This is a genomic window from Sphingobacterium sp. JB170 (assembly GCF_900163865.1).
In the GTDB taxonomy this organism is placed as follows: Bacteria; Bacteroidota; Bacteroidia; order Sphingobacteriales; family Sphingobacteriaceae; genus Sphingobacterium.
In genome coordinates, this window is the sequence record NZ_FUKU01000066.1 from 1 (window position 1) to 18861 (window position 18861).

14 protein-coding genes are annotated in these 18861 nt (G+C 41.6%); 11 read left to right on the plus strand and 3 right to left on the minus strand.

All coding sequences use genetic code 11. The features are described 5' to 3' along the window. Positions 1-406 precede the first annotated feature (406 nt). Complete coding sequence (locus FM107_RS16735) at positions 407-823, minus strand: NUDIX domain-containing protein (protein WP_086949632.1); 417 nt, start codon at positions 821-823, stop codon at positions 407-409. A 133-nt stretch (positions 824-956) separates the two neighbouring features. Between FM107_RS16735 and FM107_RS16740 the strand changes: the two genes are divergently transcribed. From FM107_RS16740 to FM107_RS16775, 8 genes are all read left to right on the plus strand, one after another. After that, a complete protein-coding gene (locus tag FM107_RS16740) occupies positions 957-1457 on the plus strand; it encodes a DNA-deoxyinosine glycosylase (protein WP_086949633.1) in 501 nt (166 codons plus the stop codon). A gap of 113 nt (positions 1458-1570) precedes the next feature. Then, positions 1571-2749 carry an AIR synthase related protein gene (locus tag FM107_RS16745; protein ID WP_086949634.1) on the plus strand — a complete coding sequence of 393 codons (1179 nt, stop codon included), beginning with the start codon at positions 1571-1573 and terminating at the stop codon, positions 2747-2749. Positions 2750-2751: 2 nt separating this feature from the next. Further along, complete coding sequence (locus FM107_RS16750) at positions 2752-3198, plus strand: RimK/LysX family protein (protein WP_086949635.1); 447 nt, start codon at positions 2752-2754, stop codon at positions 3196-3198. 46 nt (positions 3199-3244) lie between these two features. Further along, positions 3245-4180: a 30S ribosomal protein S6--L-glutamate ligase gene (gene rimK, locus FM107_RS16755; RefSeq protein WP_086949636.1), complete on the plus strand. Its 936-nt coding sequence runs from the start codon at positions 3245-3247 to the stop codon at positions 4178-4180. 527 nt (positions 4181-4707) lie between these two features. After that, a complete protein-coding gene (locus FM107_RS16760) occupies positions 4708-5232 on the plus strand; it encodes a sigma-70 family RNA polymerase sigma factor (RefSeq protein WP_086949637.1) in 525 nt (174 codons plus the stop codon). A 132-nt stretch (positions 5233-5364) separates the two neighbouring features. Continuing rightward, a complete protein-coding gene (locus FM107_RS16765) occupies positions 5365-6447 on the plus strand; it encodes a FecR family protein (RefSeq protein WP_086949638.1) in 1083 nt (360 codons plus the stop codon). A 24-nt stretch (positions 6448-6471) separates the two neighbouring features. Continuing rightward, a complete protein-coding gene (locus FM107_RS16770; RefSeq protein ID WP_086949639.1) occupies positions 6472-9495 on the plus strand; it encodes a SusC/RagA family TonB-linked outer membrane protein in 3024 nt (1007 codons plus the stop codon). Positions 9496-9511: 16 nt separating this feature from the next. After that, positions 9512-11161, plus strand: a complete 1650-nt coding sequence (locus FM107_RS16775; protein WP_086949640.1) for a RagB/SusD family nutrient uptake outer membrane protein — start codon at positions 9512-9514, stop codon at positions 11159-11161. 130 nt (positions 11162-11291) lie between these two features. On the opposite strand, the gene FM107_RS16780 is transcribed toward FM107_RS16775, so the two are convergent. After that, entirely contained in the window at positions 11292-13589 is a 2298-nt protein-coding gene (locus tag FM107_RS16780) for a GH92 family glycosyl hydrolase (protein ID WP_086949641.1), read from the minus strand. Positions 13590-14170: 581 nt separating this feature from the next. Between FM107_RS16780 and FM107_RS16785 the strand changes: the two genes are divergently transcribed. From FM107_RS16785 to FM107_RS16795, 3 genes are all read left to right on the plus strand, one after another. Further along, positions 14171-14899, plus strand: coding sequence for a TetR/AcrR family transcriptional regulator (locus FM107_RS16785; protein WP_086949642.1), 729 nt, complete (start codon positions 14171-14173; stop codon positions 14897-14899). A gap of 352 nt (positions 14900-15251) precedes the next feature. Further along, positions 15252-17282: a M3 family metallopeptidase gene (locus tag FM107_RS16790; protein WP_086949643.1), complete on the plus strand. Its 2031-nt coding sequence runs from the start codon at positions 15252-15254 to the stop codon at positions 17280-17282. 94 nt (positions 17283-17376) lie between these two features. Continuing rightward, entirely contained in the window at positions 17377-17715 is a 339-nt protein-coding gene (locus FM107_RS16795) for a DUF2853 family protein (protein WP_086949644.1), read from the plus strand. A 279-nt stretch (positions 17716-17994) separates the two neighbouring features. On the opposite strand, the gene FM107_RS16800 is transcribed toward FM107_RS16795, so the two are convergent. Then, entirely contained in the window at positions 17995-18666 is a 672-nt protein-coding gene (locus tag FM107_RS16800; RefSeq protein WP_086949674.1) for a tetratricopeptide repeat protein, read from the minus strand. Positions 18667-18861: the final 195 nt, after the last annotated feature.

Genomic DNA, 18861 nt, shown 5'->3' on the forward strand with positions numbered 1-18861 from the left:
AATCCCTGCTGTATTAATCCACCGCCATTTTTTTCTTTGTTTAGGACGCTACTGAATCAGCATAACACAAAAGTGTTATTTAACATCTTTTAACACTTGATTTTTCGTTAAAAAACAAAATGTAGGGGTGAATTTTCAATTTTGTATAATATATATTAATTTAACACACGTTTATCAACATACACTTCGTTTTGTAACTTTTAATTAATGAATTGACCGTTTTAGCACAGTATTAAAGTTAATAATTTTCATTTAGAATTAAGTTAATGGAATAAGTTAAAAAATAAGGTATTCAAAACAACTAGTTGATAATTCCACAATCATTCCCAAAACAAATCAAAAACAGCGCCAACACACTCATCCCATCCCGATAATAGGTGATCATCTCCGAATGAATTGTCGGAATTCAAAACTTGAGATGGGCATCATTTAACCAACGGGGCAAGGTAAACTCCAATAACAAGTGAGCTAGCTTATATCGATGATGATTAGTCTTAGTTAACCAGGCGATTTCCTCGATCTCTGACTGCGGCAGAATTTCGTGTAAGTCACTTATGCGCAGCAAATAAATAGCCGCGTGGACGACTGAATTCTTTTCATTTACAGCTATCGCTGTATGATTTCCTAAAAAATGTAATTCCTGCACCTTTACTTTCAAGCCCAATTCTTCCCCCAGTTCTCGAATTAAAGCTTCCTGATGGTTTTCATGAGGCTCAACTTTGCCTCCGGGCATCATAAAATAACGAGACGTTTTTTTTCGAACGCTCAGCAACCTGCCCCAAGGGTCTACAAGCATTGCTGCCGCTAAAATAATCTTTTGCATATCATACCGTTGTGTTCACCTTTTATTGGTCGAAGGTACTACATGATCTCGGCCTATAATTTAGCCAACAATAATACGACTACCAAAGCGCAAAGGTATTAAACAGCCCAAAATAATATGCTATTTTTGATAAATGTTCAAGAAATCATTTCCACCGATAATCGCTCACGATCCCCGCGTATTAATTCTAGGGAGTCTGCCTGGAGACCGCTCACTAATCGAGAATCAATATTACGCACATCCACAAAATCGCTTTTGGCCCATGATGACCGCATTTTTGAATGGTAACCATGACGCGAATTATAACGAACGTGTTGACCTGCTGCAGAAGAATGGTATCTGTTTATGGGACGTCTGCAAGTCTGCAAAGCGCGCTGGAAGCATGGACACGGACATTCTCCAGGAGGTTCCAAACGACATCGCACTCTTGCTTGATCAATATCCTTCGATTTCATCGATTCTATTTAATGGTCAAAAAGCGCAGCAGCTGTTCGATCGGCACCATCGGCGTCGCACTGATATTCATTACCACACACTTCCGAGTACCAGCCCTGCGAACGCCAGAAGTAATAAAAGCCAACTGATTCAAGTTTGGAAAGTTATAAATGAACTGATTACTTTTCCAAGCAAATAAGACCAGAAATCGACTTGACCGCTACGAGCGGTCCTACCCTCGGTTATAGTCGCAACACTTTTTAATCAGAAGGTTATAAGAATACCATTGTGTTTGTTATTTTTGCAACTAACATGTCAGATTTAAAATACAACCAACGAGGTGTATCCGCTGGAAAAGAGGATGTACACAATGCGATAAAAAATATTGACAAAGGACTATTTCCAAAAGCCTTTTGTAAAATCGTACCTGATATTTTAGGCCAAGATGACGCCTGGTGTAATATTATGCATGCCGACGGAGCTGGCACAAAATCCTCATTAGCTTATGTATACTGGAGGGAAACGGGTGATATATCTGTATGGCGCGGCATTGCCCAGGATGCGATCATCATGAATCTCGACGATCTACTTTGTGTTGGTGCGGTCGACAACATCTTACTCTCATCGACCATCGGTCGAAACAAAAATCTGATTCCGGGGGAAGTTATCGCGGAGATCATTAATGGAACCGAAGAAATACTCGCGGAATTACGCGAATTAGGATTGGGAATTTATTCTACGGGGGGCGAAACCGCTGACGTCGGCGATTTAGTACGTACGATCATTGTTGATAGTACCGTAACTTGCCGCATGAGGCGTGAAGATATAATTTCGAACCACAATATCACGGAAGGAAATGTGATTGTTGGTTTAGCGTCTTCGGGGAAGGCCTCCTATGAACGCGAATATAACGGTGGTATGGGGTCCAATGGATTAACCTCCGCCCGCCACGATGTATTCCACAAATATGTTGCGGAAAAGTACCCCGAAAGCTATGACCCAGCCGTTCCTTACGAGCTCGTGTTTTCAGGAAACTGCAAGTTAACTGAGAAAATTCAGGTAGAAACCGGCGAGCAAATTACGGCCGGAAAACTAGTACTCTCTCCCACCCGTACTTATGCACCCGTTATTAAAGCGATCTTAGACAAGTACCGTAAGCAAATCGCCGGGATGGTACACTGCTCGGGGGGAGCGCAAACAAAAGTATTGCATTTTGTAGACCATGTACATGTCATTAAAGACAACTTGTTCCCCATTCCACCGCTTTTCAATCTGATACAAAAACAATCAAACACCCCATGGGAGGAAATGTACAAAGTGTTCAACATGGGACACCGAATGGAACTTTATGTTCCTCAAGAGATTGCCCAGAGCATTATTGCGATTTCGGAATCGTTTGGTATCCCCGCTCAAGTTGTTGGCCGAGTTGAAAAAGCAGATACAAAAAAGGTAACGATTCGGTCTGAATTTGGTGAGTATATTTATGACTAATCATGGCCGTCCTCAAGGAGAAACCTATAATAGGCGCAATTGAAGTAGTAGACCTACCCGAGTTAGGTCTATACAACATCGATGCTAAAATAGATACTGGAGCGGAGACTTCCGTACTTCACTGTGAGCATTTTGAAGTGTTTGAAAAAAATGGGCATCGCTATATCCGTTGTTATGTCAATAAGCACCCAGAACATAAATCAGAAAATCTGATGACGCTGACCTTCCTGATCCACAGGGAGCGTGAAGTTAAAAATTCATTCGGGCAAGCAGAAACACGTCATATATTCATAACCAAAATTAGGTTATATGACACTTTATTCGACATAAAATTATCAGTAAGGGATCGTTCGACAATGTCTTACCCCATGTTGCTTGGCAGGAACTTTATAAATGGAAAGTTTTTAGTAGACGTATCTAAAAAAGAACTTGCTAAAAACACCTATTAAAACTTATACTAGATTTATCTGTTCTAAACACTAAAAGAATCATCCAGTGAATATCGCCGTATTATCGACCAATAGAAATCTCTATTCAACTAAGCGCTTTGTCGAAGCAATCGAAACATCGGGTCATCAGGCTCAGATAATTGATCATAGTAAATGCTATGTGGGAATACAACAAGGGAACCCCACCATACATTATCGAGGACAGGACCTAGCGCATATCGACGCGATCATTCCGCGAATCGGAAACTCACTCACGTTCTATGGGTCGGCGATCGTTCGTCAATTTGAAGTAATGGACGTCGTATCAGCGAACCCGAGTCAAGCGATTACCCGATCACGCGATAAGCTGCGTTGCATGCAAATCCTATCGGGAGCAGGACTGGGATTACCCATCACAGGCTTTGCAAGATCAGTATCGGATGTCGATGACCTCATTAGTATGGTTGGCGGTGCACCACTAGTCATTAAATTGCTTGAGGGCACCCAAGGGATCGGTGTCGTGCTGGCTGAAACAAAAAAAGCGGCATCCTCGGTTATCGAGGCATTTTATGGATTGGGCAATAATATCCTGATACAAGAATACATCAAAGAGGCGAAAGGAACAGATATACGCGCGTTTGTTGTAGATGGAAAGGTAGTGGGCGCGATGAAAAGAACGGCAAAAGAAGGTGAGTTCCGCTCCAACCTCCACCGAGGAGGATCTGCCGAAATCGTTAAATTAACACGAGATGAGAAAGCCTCAGCGATTTCCGCAGCGAAAGCGATGGGGCTAACGGTCGCCGGCGTTGATATGCTTCCTTCCGTACGTGGACCTTTAATTCTTGAAGTAAACTCATCACCGGGCTTAGAGGGTATTGAAGCCGCAACAGGGAAGGATATTGCCATAGAGGTTGTACGATACCTTGAACGCCAATACGCTGTAAAACAGGCAGCCAAGCCAATATCGGTGAAACGAAAAATAAAGAAAGAAAGCAAGCTCTAAGTCTAATAATTTCCGCGGGGGCAAGCTCCAAGAGTGCATCACGAACAGCTTGTATACATCCGTCCCCCCTAGAGAGACGCCCCTCCCCCGCAAAAGCGCTCTCTAGTGTCTTCAAACAAAGCCTGCTCTATTTATAGTACTTGCATATGTCTTTAATCATGGGCACTACTACAGTCATTGCATTAAATCGCATGAAGCTCTACCTCCCTTAGCATCGTCTGCTGTATTATCATAGAACATAACTTAATCCAACATTCAATAATTTGGCGTCTGAAATATAATCGTCCCCTGAATCTAACTTTGCGATCACCTATTGGCTCTACTTTTATTCATCTGCAAGAAAGACGCACATTCAACCGATATATTTTAAGACAAAAAAGCAGTATCTTTCCAATTAGTAAGCTAAAACCAAATTATAGACTATACCAAATCATGTTTAGCACGCTTTCGCTTGAAGTAAACTTCACAAAAGTATCACATTTCCTTAACAACGATCATACGCTCGCAATATAACTTTGGACACACATATGGAGCATATCAAAGGATTAAAAGAAAATAGCGATCTAGCCTTCAGGGACGTGTATACCCGGTATCATGCGCAGATATATGGTTTAGTGTTTTCTCGAACTAAATCCGCATACATTTCCGAAGAAGTAACCCAACTTACCTTCATCAAGCTATGGAAACAGCGTGAAATTTTACGAGAGAATTTACCACTCAACGTCCAAATCTTTGGAATGGCTAGACAAGTAATGATCGACATCATACGAAAGGAAGCCACACGTTTTAAACACGAAGGATTGACTGCAAATACACCATTCACCGATTGTCTGATCGAATCTATTGAACGTAAAGATTTACTGCGCTTGCTAGCTAACGATATTGAGAATATGCCGAAGATGCGTCGTACAGTATTCGAACTTAGTCGGAATGAAGGGCTAACACACAAAGAAATTGCAAAAGTTTTTTCCATCTCACCAAAAACCGTCGAACACCATATCGGCAAAGCACTCGTGCAATTAAAACAGCATTTGTATTCCATTATGCTCTGACCACCCCTCCACAACCTATACACCTGCCTTTCCACTTGGCTACAACACCTTCAAAAACATATGGTATAACCGATAAATATTTTTTTTAAAAAACAGACTAGGGGATCACACCGTGAGCCGCGTAATATAGGTATGAGGTTCTTAAAAAGAAAACGCAGGAAAGCAAGTCCTGATAAAATTATCGATTCTGATCGTAAACGTGCGATCTGGAATGATCCGTCGTTCCTCGAAGATCTGTTTTCAGATACGCAATGGACCAGCTTTAAAATCGACGAGAATGTCGACAAAATTCCCACACAGCGAATGGAGGATCATATCTTTCAACAGTTACTTGAAACCAAAAAAAATGAAGCTAGAAAAAAAAGGCGAAGCAATACGATATATCAGCTATTGACCTATTCCGCTGCCGCATGCGTGATCGCTTTGATTTTAACCGGCGTTGATCAGTATCGAACATTAGACAACCCGCAAGCCGAGATAGCCTCCACTGACCAACCTACTATAAAGCAATGGAGCACAATAATAAACACGCACGATACAGCCAAAACCGTGACACTTCCGGACAGTTCGATTATAAAAGTATTTACCAATAGTAGCATCGAGTACCGCATCTCACCGTACCATGGACCTAGAGAAATCCGACTCATAGGGAAAGCCCTTTTTAAGGTAAAAAAAGATAAATGGAGACCCTTTAGTGTATACGCTGGAGGTACAAAAACGACAGCGCTAGGTACAAGTTTCACAATAAACACCGGTAGCGGCGCCGAACACACCTCCGTGGAGCTTCATTCAGGAAAAGTGGTCGTTGCATCCCTCTCCGCCACCACTCGATTCCAAGATATATACCTTGAACACAAAGGAGACCGTTTAACCTATGATCGCCGTTCGAATCATATAGACCAGCTACACAAAACTGAAGCCCTCAAAGAGGCACAACCGGTACATAAATTCGCCGCACTTGCTGATGTGGCTAATCGAAGTGCCATTCGCATCGACAACAGGCCAATTACCGAGGTTTTCGACCTATTAGAAAATGTATATCACACAAATATCCAAATTCAAGGAACCGATATTTCCCATATCAAATATACGGGGCTGATAGATGTCGACATGGAAAATCTAAACGATGTGTTAACCCTGATTTGCCATATCAACGACCTCGAATACAAGAAAGAAGACCAAAACAGTTACATCATTACACGTAAAAAACAGTAAAATAAAACCTATAATTAAAACACCATGTTTAACTACAAGTACCAGCTCAAAAAAAGAATGCTGTTGGCGACCTTTCTTGTTGCGATCGCTGCGCACTCGAATGCCCAGCAGGAACAGGTCAAAGGAGCCACCCAAAATGAATCCGGCGAATTTCTATCCGGAGTGAGTATAAAAGCAACGCATCAAGGAACGGATCAGCATTTCACGACAAGTTCCTCAAACAATGGGTTATTTAACTTCCGAAATCTACCTTTGGGAGGCCCTTATCAATTTATCTTCAGTTCTGTCGGCTACAAAACTGATACATTATCGGGCTATCAAATTCAACAAAACCAAACAATTGCCCTTAGCGTCAAGCTGCAGCAGTTAACCACCACCATCGAAGAAGTCATGATCGGTTACGGAACGATTTCTCGTAAAGACCTTACCAGTTCCATCACGACGATCAAACGAGAAGACATGAATGACGGTGTGTTCACCTCCCCTGCGCAGTTGCTACAGGGGAAGGTTCCCGGATTAACCGTTTCTTCCAACAACAGCAACCCTAATAATACGCCTTCGGTTACCTTACGAGGCTCATCCACGCTTCGGTCGGGCGAAGCTATGGAACCTTATTACGTAATTGACGGTGTTCCCGGCGCTTCATTAAGCTTGGTGGCACCAGATGACATCGCGAGTATCGATGTACTTCGCGATGCTTCGGCAACCGCTATTTACGGTTCCAAGGCAGCAAATGGGGTTATTATCGTCACTACCAAGCGTAGCGAAAATGGGCAGACGAGTATAAATTACAATGGCTACCTGGCAGTCGATAAGGTCGCAAAACAATACGACATGATGGACGGTGATCAGTACCGTTCATTTATTAATGATAACGGATTTTCCATGGAGCCGACCGATGATCTAGGCGCCAACACCAACTGGCAAAAGGAGGTCCAGCGAACCGGGATTTCGAACAACCATAACATTTCTTTATTGGGCGGAACCGAAACGACGCAATACAGTGCTAGTGTAAATACATTGCAAAACAACGGTATTATCGAAGGCACGGATATGGCCCGTCAAATAGGACGTGGATTTGTTCAAACTAAAGCATTGAACGACAAATTAAGTGCATCGTTCAACCTCAACACCAGTATTACCAAACAAAACGATGTACTGGCACTTGGTGATGGCGTAAGCGTCTACGACGCCATGTATTATTATTTACCCGTCTCTCCGGTAAAAAATGACAACGGAAGTTGGTTCGAAAAGACCGATCGTTCCCAGTACGTAAATCCCGTATCGTTAATAAAAGAGAATACAAACTTCACCAAGACGAAGGTAATCCAAGCGCACGCGAAACTAGGCTACGAAATTTTACCCAGTCTAACATACAACATCGACTTATCGATGCAGAACCGACAAATTAACAATTCGCAGTACTATACAAGAGCCTCCATGGCCGCACGAAATCAAAATGGCAAGTCTATTCGTGCTGCTGTCGAGGATGATCGTAAAATATTAGAAATGAACCTTGCGTACGACAAAACGTTTCGGGAGCGCCACAAAGTATCTGTTCTAGCTGGTTACTCCTGGGAAGAGAACAACAACAATGATGGCTTTCAACTCACGACCTCTGATTACTACGATGATGGTTTAAGTTATTACAATCCGGGGATGGCAAATGTCGTTGACCTGCTTGGCTTTGGCGATTATTACCTATCGACGCTTCGAATGATATCAGTTTACGGCCGTATAAACTACACCTATAACAGCAAGTATCTATTCCAAGCAACCCTACGCCGGGACGGTTCTTCTGCCTTCGGACAAAACAATCGGTGGGCGACGTTCCCTTCGATTTCGGCAGCATGGCGTATCTCTGACGAACCATTCATGCAAGGATCCGCCTTCAATGATTTGAAGTTACGTGCAGGATACGGAGTGAGTGGAAACTCGATGGGGTTCGATGTCTTTACCGCCAGACAGGTTTACGGTGCGACGTCAAGCTTTTACACTGACGCTTTGGGAAATCAGTTACGTACTTTAGCTGCGTTACGCAATGCAAATGAAGAATTGCGTTGGGAGCGTACCGGGATGCTCAACCTCGGTGTTGATTTTGGCTTATTTAATAATCGGCTAAACGGTACCTTGGAAGTATATGACAAAAATACAACCGATTTAATCTATGACTATGCGGTTTCCACCACCAAATATCTATATGAATCACTTACGGCAAACGTGGGCGAAGTCAACAATAAAGGTATTGAACTCGCGCTAAACGTAGTACCTGTAAAAAACACAAATTTCACATGGAATACAGGGATTGTCGCTTCGCACAATAAAAATATAGTGAAGGGAATTTCTAACCAAGAATTTTCAGTCGATTACATTGACCTATCAGATCTGGGGGGAGCCGGTCAGAGTAGCGCGTTTCAACAACGGTTAGTGGAAGGATCTCCCATCGGTCAGTTTTATACGTGGGAATGGGCTGGTTACAATGAAGAAGGAATATCAACATTCTATGAGCGTGATGAGAACACGGGGGAGCGCACAGGGGAAACAACGATCACACCGACTTTCAAAGATCGCGCCGCTACGGGCCTAGGACAGCCTAAATTTACTTTGGGTTGGAGTAACAACTTGGCCTATAAAAACCTTACGCTTAACGCGATGTTCCAAGGGGTGTTTGGCAATAAAATAATGAATGCGACAAGAGCACGTCACTCCAATGTCGTCGGAAATGCCGGTATGAAAAACGTACTTGCAGATGTTGTAAATACCGAGAAGATGACGGACATAAATGCACATTATCTTTCTGATCGATACTTAATGAATGGCGATTACCTACGCTTAGCGAACCTATCGTTATCTTACAATCTCCCTAAAATCTCCTCGCAAATCAAATCGCTACGCATTTATGCAAGTGTAAACAATGCTTTTGTCATCACCGGATACAAGGGGATAGATCCTGAAGTTGATTTAGGTGGCCTCACCCCTGGGATTGACAATCGTCAAGTATATCCACGCACCCGCACGTTCATGTTCGGTGTCAATTTAACATTATAAAGCTAATAGAAGAACTATGAAACCAATAAAATATACACGATATATATCAGCCGTCGCATTAGCGTTCACGCTGTCTTCATGCACCGATTTAGATGTTGACATCAAATCACAATATACAGAATTCCCGACATCCGAACGCGCAGCGGAGGCAATTTCAGCTGATGTCTATGCGGCGTATCGCCGGGCATTGGGTTATAACCACTGGATGTCACAAACGTTGACTTCCGATGAAGCAGTCAGCCTTGCGCTGGGAACAGATTATTACGACGGGGGGCGCTTCCGCGAGCTACATGTGCACAACTGGACGGCGGATAATGGAATCATACCTGGGATGTGGAATGATGCAATGAACGGTATCAACCTAGCCAATAATGTCCTAGCAATATTTGGTGATGATCAGAGTGAAACGGCTGCGCCGATGCGTGCTATGCGTGCATTTTACTACTTTATTCTCATGGATAATTTCGGCGACGTCCCTTTGATCACTGGAAAGGTTGACCAAATTCCAGATCGATCTTCCCGTTCTGAAATATGTCATTTCATCGAATCAGAGCTGCTCGAAATCCGTGATCGACTACCCGCAGATGTTACTGTTGCCAATTACGGACAAGCAACACGTTACATGGCAGACGCTCTTTTAGCGAAACTGTATTTGAATTGGGCCGTCTATACCGCTTCCGATGTAGCGAGTTATATGCCTGGGGTCAGAAATGAGAAATTGTCCAATGTTATTGCCATGTGTGACGACATCATTGAATCGGGGTTCTACAATTTGGATAGTCATAAATACCTAGAAAAATTCAGACCAGATAACGGACCTCAAATTAAAGATTTTATTTTCGCCGTTCCCTATGATCGTGAAAAGCAACAGGGAATGACCTATACGCGCTATTGGATTCACCGTAATGGGCAAAACCAGTTTGCACCCCTTCCTCAAAGTGTGGCCGGAACGCTAAGGGTCCTGCCCACTTTTCTCGAAAAATTTAATCTAGAAGGCGATCAACGAAACGACATTTATATTGGTGGGCTGCAATACTATTGGTCAGATTACGGCCCCGACCTGAATCGACCTTTTTTAATAACAACATCCAAAAAGGGAATTGATCAAGACTATAGTGGAGGTGATGCTAACGACACATTTGAATGGCACTTAGAAACGAGCAAAGAGATTACTCTCCGCCCCGATGGAGGGCCAACGCTTAATGGAGGAAATGACCTAAAGGGACGATCGATGGGCTACAGGTCGATCAAATTCTATATGGACGTCGAGGTTACCGCAGCAAACAATCGCAGTCAAAGTAACGATGTGCCAATCTTTCGTTATGCAGATGTGTTACTGATGAAAGCAGAAGCTATTTTACGCGGAGCAACGCCGACTGCTGGTGAGACAGCACGCACACTAATCAATCAGATCCGAAATTATGTCGGGGCACCTGAGTTCACCACAGAGCCTACGCTCGAGGATCTACTTGATGAAAGAGCACGCGAATTTACAGATGAATCATGGAGACGAAATGATTTGATCCGTTTCGGTAAATTTGAAGACAATTGGGGTTTTAAATCCTTATATACCGCTGGATTTACAGAAAAGTTCCGCCGAATTTTCCCGCTCCCAACGAGCGTACTTAACGTGAACACAAATTGGGAACAGAACCCAGGTTATTAGGTGATAGAAATAACTTTAGAACGATTTGTTAGGCGTTAGATCGCTCACCAAACACTTCATTTCTAAAATAAATAAACGAAGGGCCGTATCATTGATACCGGCCCTTCGTTTGTTAAAGATGGCGTGGAAATTATCTTTTGCTTGGTTTGCTGCTCATTACAAATGTTAACTTACCACCGTTCACGATCTCTGAATGTTTAATTTTGAAATCATTTACCGTTTTACCATTTAATTTCACCTGTTTGACGTATACATTTTTTTCACTCTGGTTAACGGCCTCCACCTGGAAAATTTTACCTTCCCCGAGGTGCATAGTGGCTGATTTAACGATCGGACTTCCGATCCAATATTCGTCTGAAGCAGGACTAACCGGATAGAAACCTAAGGCATTAAAAATATACCAAGCGCTCATCTGACCACAATCATCATTACCACCTAATCCGTCATGTCCGGTATGATATTGATTATCCATTATCATACGAATTCGCGACTGTGCTTTCCAGGGCGCACCTGCGATGTTGTATAAATACACGACATGATGAGACGGCTCGTTGCCGTGGACGTAGTTCCCGATAATTCCCTCTCGTGTAATGTCCTCCGTGTTGGCGAAAAATTTATCCGGCAGGTGCATTGAAAATAAAGAATCCAAATAAGTTTGAAACTGTGTTTTACCACCCATAGTTTCGATTAAAGCAACGGGATTATGGGGCACATAAAGACTATAATTCCACGTGTTTCCTTCGATAAACCCTTGTCCGTGGGTCTCCAAAACATCGAACTCCTCTCTAAATTTTCCGTTAGTATCTTTAGGTCGCATAAACCCAATATTAGCATCATATAAATTTCGCCAATTTTCGGAGCGTTTTATAAATGTGTCATACACATCTTGGACGTCGAGATGTTTAGCCAACTGTGCAATACACCAGTCGTCGTACGCATATTCTAATGTATTGGACACCGAAGTTCCTGACACCTCATCGGGCACATACCCGTAGTCAATATATTCCCCAATCCCTTCATAATTTCTTGTATTAGCCGTTTGCACGCAAGCCGCGAGGGCCGCCCGAGCATCCCCTTTGTAGACGCCTTTTAGAATAGCATCTGCAATAACCGAAACCGAATGGTATCCACTCATACACCAATTATCGTTTGCATAATGTGACCATATCGGAAGCATTTTTAAAACGCTCTGATCATAGTGCGCCATCATCGAAGAAACCATATCGGCATTTCGTTCTGGGTTAATCAAATTAAGGTAAGGGTGAAACGCTCTAAAGGTATCCCAAAGTGAAAAGGAGGTATAATTTACAAAACCATCGGCTTTATGCACTTCGTGATCCAAGCCCTTGTATTCACCATTCACATCCATATAGACAGTAGGCATGAGAGCCGCGTGGTACATTGCCGTATAGAAGTTTACATAATCATCTTCCTCCAATAGGTCGACTTTGATCTTTTGTAGTTCCGCTTCCCATAATGCCTGGCCAGCATATTTTACACGCTCAAAATCCCAATCTGGAATCTCGGCCTCCATATTAGCAAGCGCGTTCTTCATACTCACCGGACTTATCGCGATCTTCATTTGTATCTGCTCTTGGTCTTGGGTGTCGAAATCAAAGTGCATCGCGATCTTCTGGCCAGCGATGTCAGGGAAATTTTCGTTTTGATTAAACTTACGCCAAAACCCTTGATACGGTACCTTCTCACGCGTCGATGAAGCCCCATAGTTCTTAAAGGGTTTAGAAAATGTTACTGCAAAATACACTGTCCTTGTACGTGCCCATCCACTGCTTTGCATATACCCTGTAGCAACAGAATCATTCAAAACCCGCACAACAGTCCAAATATTCTTTTGGTCATAGTTATAAATAGCAGATTTAAAATCAAGAATAATATGTGACTGATCTGATTTAGGGAAAGTATAACGATGGAATCCTACACGCTCGGAGGTGGTTAATTCTGCCAGAACCTTAGGTTCTTCCAACATCACCTTGTAATAATTGGCCTGTGCCAGCTCCTTACTATGTGAATACGCTGACCGATATCCCGTTTCAGGTTTATCCGCCGTACCTGGGTTGAGCTGCACTTCCCCGACCGTCGGCATTGCCACCAAGTCACCTAAATCAGAATGTCCTGTACCACTAAAATGGGTATGACTAAAACCTACAATCGTGGGGTCATCATATTGATAACCGGCGCAATAACGATAAACCTCACCATTATATCGATCATCAACTGCATAGGGTATAGTATCCGTGTCGGGACTAAGTTGAATTGCACCAAACGGCACCGTCGCTCCGGGAAAAGTATGTCCCATCTTCGCTGTCCCAATAATCGGCGAGACATAATTGACCAATTTTTTATCTTGCGCTGCGATCACTAAGGGCAGCATGAGCAGCACCAGGGCTTTAAAAAATAATTTTATCATAGTGTTTGACATAAAACTGCTTGCGCTATTTTCCAAACAAGCAGGTGTAAATTTAAACTAAATCATTTTAACTTAAGTACATCAAACGATTTAGTTTTATACGATTATACTCGTGCCATTCTTAATTTGAAATTAAGAACCATTGCACATTTCTCAAATAGATTATAAATTGACAATTCAAGGGTACTGCGAAACAGGAAATTAACGGTCTTTTTTAAATAGGAGATGAAAACAATAACGTTATTTACGTCCTAAAAAAGTTACATACATTTTCTGAATATTTTTATTGAGTAATTAAGCGGAAATGGGCGGAGCTAAATGTTGCTTAATTTTTTGTAGTTCGTAGCGATAACAGGTCCTACAAACCCATACTAATAGCGCTTAAGCGTCAATCTCAGGGACAATACGAGGCGTTAATGCACAGGATTATTCCAATTTAGACACCCCAAAAATAACATGCATAAAGTTCTAATAAACAAGCAGTGTAAATGAAAAAAAATATTAAAAAGAATTTGATATATAAATAAAAATTCACCAATTTTATATCAAACTATTTAATCACAAATAAGACAAAGTCTACTATGGCACGTAAAAAAAAGGAATCTGCGCAAGGGATCGAAACAATCCCTGAAAAAAAACCAAGAAAAGTAGTCGCTGGCCCCATTAGAGATAAAGAAAAAACGAAGCGACGGTTAGTTGCTACGGTTGGAAAAGTTTTACAAAAATACACTTATTCCGGACTTACGATTACTAACATTGCAAAAGAATCTGGTTTAAACCCCAAGTTGATCTATCTTTATTTTGGGAACTTAGACGGCCTAATTCAACAATACATTTTAGAAAAAGACTTTTGGTCCGCTAAATCAAGAACACAATTGGCTGAACTCGTTGAACATCCTGATTCAATTGGTGCTGAGGAAACAAACGAAGTATTCCAAGGACAGTTCGACACTTTTTTAAAGGACAAGACTATTCAGCGGATAATACATTGGGAAATGGGGATGAAGAATAAGCTTTTAAGAAAAGTTGCTGATGACAGAGAGGAACTCGGAGGACATCTTCTATCGACATTAGATAGCAAATTCAAGAACACAGGTGTTGACATTAGAGCTTCTCTTGCGATAATTCTTGGAGGGATCTACTACCTTACGCTACACGCAAAAAACAACGGAAGCACCATAAGCGGTATCGACATCAACGAAGATGAAGGTAGAGAGCGTATTGAGAAAGCTATCGAAAGAATTATCCGTCGTGATTTCGAAGATGCAGAAAGAAGTGGATTAGAAAAAAAGAATTCAAAGAAAAAGTAATTCATTTTCTTTGAATAAAAACAGCATAAACAAAGCTCCATCTAGCAAGACTAGTTTGGGGCTTTTTTCGATATAAAAATTGCAAAGGTGTCCCCAAAGACAGTGCATCCCTATATTTTAAAAGTTCCTATTGCGTAACAATAAATAATAGACAGCAACCAAAACTACAACGAGTATTATAATTAAACCGATCAACATTTTTATAATAAATTGGCACTATAAATATAGTAATTTCCTTAAACTTTACAAAATACTCTTATACAATATTCTTCTACATATTAGTAAAAAAAATATTACACAACGGCAATTGACCGTGTTTAGGCATTCCAAGTAAAAATTGTAATTTTATATCATGAGTATTTTAAATCAACAATTCGACACGGCGTATAATTCTGCGCCGTTTTCTCGAATAAAAATAACGGACTACATCCCTGCTTTTGACACTGCGATAGCAAAAACAAAAGCTGAAATTTTGAAAATCACAGAGAACCCAAGCGCACCCACATTTGAAAACACGCTCGAAGCGGTGGCTTACTCTGGGCTAGAATTGGATCGTATTGCGAACATCTTTTTCAATTTGCATTCCGCAGAAACTAACGATGACCTCGATCGACTAGCCCAGGAAATCGCACCCAAATTGGCTGCCTTATCAAATGATATCACATTAAATTTCGATCTCTTTGAACGAATAAAAGAAGTGTACGATCAGCGTGACGGCTTGACTTTAAATGTGGAGCAAACTACGCTTTTGGAAAAATCATACCGAGATTTCGTACGTAACGGAGCACTTCTTGGCGATAATGAGAAAGAAGAGCTCCGAAAAATTGACGCCGAACTAGCCGTACTCAAGTTAAAGTTTGGTGAAAATGTGTTAACAGAAACCAATGCGTACGAATTGCACATTACAAACCGAGACGACTTAAAAGGTTTACCCGAGGGAACCATAGAGGGTGCAAAAGCTGCAGCAGAAGGTCGCAAGAAAACGGGATGGGTATTCACGCTGGACTACCCGAGTTACGTCCCCTTTGTCACCTACGCAGACAACCGGGAATTACGCAGGGAAATAACTCTTGCCGCCGGCAGGAAAGCCTTCCAAGAAAATGAGTTCAACAATGAGCAAAACATCCTAAAAATAACAACTCTACGTCATCAAAGAGCGAATCTTCTTGGGCATTCCTCTCACGCCTCATTTATCCTCCAAGAACGGATGGCCGAGAACCCCGAGAAAGTGAATGCATTCTTAGGTACGCTACTAAACAAAGCTAGGCCAGCGGCCCAGCGAGAATTCGATGAGCTAACAAGCTTTGCCGAGCGTACACAAGGAATCTCAAAGCTCGAACGATGGGATGGTAGTTATTTTGCCGAAAAATTAAAGCAAGAAAGATTCAATTTAGACGATGAACTTTTAAAACCATACTTTAAGTTAGACAACGTTCTTAACGGTGCTTTCTCCGTTGCACAAAAACTATACGGGATTCAGTTTAGGGAAATAGACACGATTGATAAATACCACCCGGAGGTGCGTACCTACAAAGTTGTCGATGATAACGAGACCTTTGTTGCGCTGTTCTATGCAGATTTTTTTCCTCGAAAAGGAAAACGCAACGGCGCATGGATGACATCCTTTAAACCGCAGCATATCCGAGATGGTAAACAGGAACGTCCCCACGTGTCTATCGTATGCAATTTCACAAAACCCACCGCCACCAAACCTTCATTATTAACATTTAATGAAGTCACAACACTGTTCCACGAGTTCGGGCATGCGTTACATGGGATGCTGGCCGACACAACCTACCCTACGCTCTCGGGAACTTCCGTTTATTGGGACTTCGTAGAACTACCTAGTCAAATTATGGAGAATTGGTGTTACGAAAAAGAAGCATTAGAACTATTTGCGAAGCACTACCAAACCGGTGAGCTAATTCCAATGCATATCATCGCTAAAATCAAAGAATCTGCCTCTTTCCTTGAAGGAATGGCTACGTTACGACAACTGAGCTTTGGCATGCTAGATATGGGCTGGCACGCAAGCGATCCCCGTGGTATTCAAAGTGTAAAATCGTTCGAATCTGATATCTTTGAAGCCACAGATCTTTACCCACAAATCAAGGAAAGTGCCATGAGTCCTGCATTTTCGCATATTTTTAATGGCGGTTACTCTTCGGGATATTACAGCTACAAGTGGGCGGAAGTACTAGACGCTGATGCTTTTTCCTATTTTCAGCAGAAAGGGATTTTCAACAGTGAGATTGCCACATTATTTAAGGACTATATACTATCAAAAGGTGGAACGGAGCACCCGATGATCTTATACAAGCGTTTCCGTGGACAAGAGCCTACGGTTGATGCACTATTAAAAAGAGCGGGCTTGATGGAATAATTTATACACTAAAATTTAGTGTAGATATCTTACTTTTTAACGAAAATCATGCGTAACTTTAAAGTGTAATCAATAATCATCAAAAAAAGTAATTATGAGTAAACTAGAAGAAAAAGTCGCTGCATATGTTGCAGAAGCAAAAAAACTGAACCTCACGCTTGACGAAAAGCTAATAGCAGCCGTTGCAAAAGGTCTAGGACCATCGATCTATAATGCCGATGCCGAAACTGTCGCTGGTTCAGACAAAGCAGAGCTTGATCGTCTAAAAAATAATTTTTTAGTTAAAAAATTAGGTTTAAAAGATGGTCCTGAACTTGACAAAGCAATCGGAGAAGTTATTGAACAAGTAGGAAAGTCTAATCGCAATAAATATCGCGCGATAATCTATGCACTCTTAGTGAAAAAATTCAAGAAAGAAAGCGTATACGCCTAATTGACATACTCCCCCCCAGCCAAAGCACAAATCCATGCAAGGCCGTTTAAGGATAGGGAATTTGAAAAATTATCTTTTCAATGGAGTCGAATAAAAAAATGGTCAAGTATGAGTCGCTCTCAACTTGACCATTTTTTTGATATGTTCGGCCCTCCCAATCGGGGTACGAACCAAACAAGCTCTCTCCAAAAGTCAGAAATTATTATAATGAGGCCCCACAATAAAAATTGCAAGGTTAATCGCATATAATTAAATATCTCTAAGGATTTCCCCTAGCGATTACTTAAGGTTATCACGATATACTTTTGCCTTTTTGACTTCCGTCTGAATGTCTTTCCGCGACGCATCAAACGTTAACACCTTTTCGTAATCTGACACTGCTTTATTATACGCGTCAGTAGCCTGTGTTTTATCATAATTGTCCGTACCACTTGTTCCTAATAAGATACCTAAATCACGATAAGCAATCGCTCGGTTTTGATACAACTTCGCATCGTTTGCAGTAATGGAAATCGCTTTGCTAAAATCTTCAATCGCCTTTTTTAACAATTGTTCTTTCGCAGAATTACCTAACTTCCCCCCTGGGGTTACCGCTAAATTATTACTTGCTTTCGCTTTGTAATAATACGCGGAAGTATGATTAGGGTCCAACGCAATTACCTTTTTAAAGGTTTCAATTGCATTGGTATAAGCACCATTATGGAATTGTGAATACCCTAGTAAATAATACACATCCGGATCGTTCTCTTCCGCAGGCAATGCTTTTTTTAGATGGGCTGCCGCCGCCTTAAAATCACCGTCTAACAAGGCTTTTTGACCCAGACGGACGTTTGGGTTACTATGCTGCTCCTGTTCTTGCGCTTGTACGCTCAAAGTCAACAAAGCTAAGGATGCAGATGCTAAACCCAATTTCATCAATTTCCACGGGTTATTCAAAGTTCTACGTTTCATATATACTAATTTATTCATTCTAAATAATTAACTAACTCGCATTATTACTGTTGGATATAAATCTCCATCAAATAGTTTAACGATACAATCGCAAGTTTTAAACATTTCCACATTTAAGGGGTAAACCCGCCAAATTTACACACCGAAAAAAACGAACAAGTACGATAATAACTTTATTAACACAAATAGTACCAA

Bases quoted from the DNA above. Each gene is read 5' to 3' on its own strand.
- FM107_RS16780 (WP_086949641.1), bottom strand. From the start codon at position 13,589: ATGATAAAATTATTTTTTAAAGCCCTGGTGCTGCTCATGCTGCCCTTA.
- FM107_RS16795 (WP_086949644.1), top strand. From the start codon at position 17,377: ATGAGTAAACTAGAAGAAAAAGTCGCTGCATATGTTGCAGAAGCAAAA.
- FM107_RS16735 (WP_086949632.1), bottom strand. From the start codon at position 823: ATGCAAAAGATTATTTTAGCGGCAGCAATGCTTGTAGACCCTTGGGGC.
- FM107_RS16760 (WP_086949637.1), top strand. From the start codon at position 4,708: ATGGAGCATATCAAAGGATTAAAAGAAAATAGCGATCTAGCCTTCAGG.
- FM107_RS16775 (WP_086949640.1), top strand. From the start codon at position 9,512: ATGAAACCAATAAAATATACACGATATATATCAGCCGTCGCATTAGCG.
- FM107_RS16785 (WP_086949642.1), top strand. From the start codon at position 14,171: ATGGCACGTAAAAAAAAGGAATCTGCGCAAGGGATCGAAACAATCCCT.
- FM107_RS16750 (WP_086949635.1), top strand. From the start codon at position 2,752: ATGGCCGTCCTCAAGGAGAAACCTATAATAGGCGCAATTGAAGTAGTA.
- FM107_RS16800 (WP_086949674.1), bottom strand. From the start codon at position 18,666: ATGAAACGTAGAACTTTGAATAACCCGTGGAAATTGATGAAATTGGGT.
- FM107_RS16790 (WP_086949643.1), top strand. From the start codon at position 15,252: ATGAGTATTTTAAATCAACAATTCGACACGGCGTATAATTCTGCGCCG.
- FM107_RS16745 (WP_086949634.1), top strand. From the start codon at position 1,571: ATGTCAGATTTAAAATACAACCAACGAGGTGTATCCGCTGGAAAAGAG.
- FM107_RS16740 (WP_086949633.1), top strand. From the start codon at position 957: ATGTTCAAGAAATCATTTCCACCGATAATCGCTCACGATCCCCGCGTA.
- FM107_RS16765 (WP_086949638.1), top strand. From the start codon at position 5,365: ATGAGGTTCTTAAAAAGAAAACGCAGGAAAGCAAGTCCTGATAAAATT.
- FM107_RS16770 (WP_086949639.1), top strand. From the start codon at position 6,472: ATGTTTAACTACAAGTACCAGCTCAAAAAAAGAATGCTGTTGGCGACC.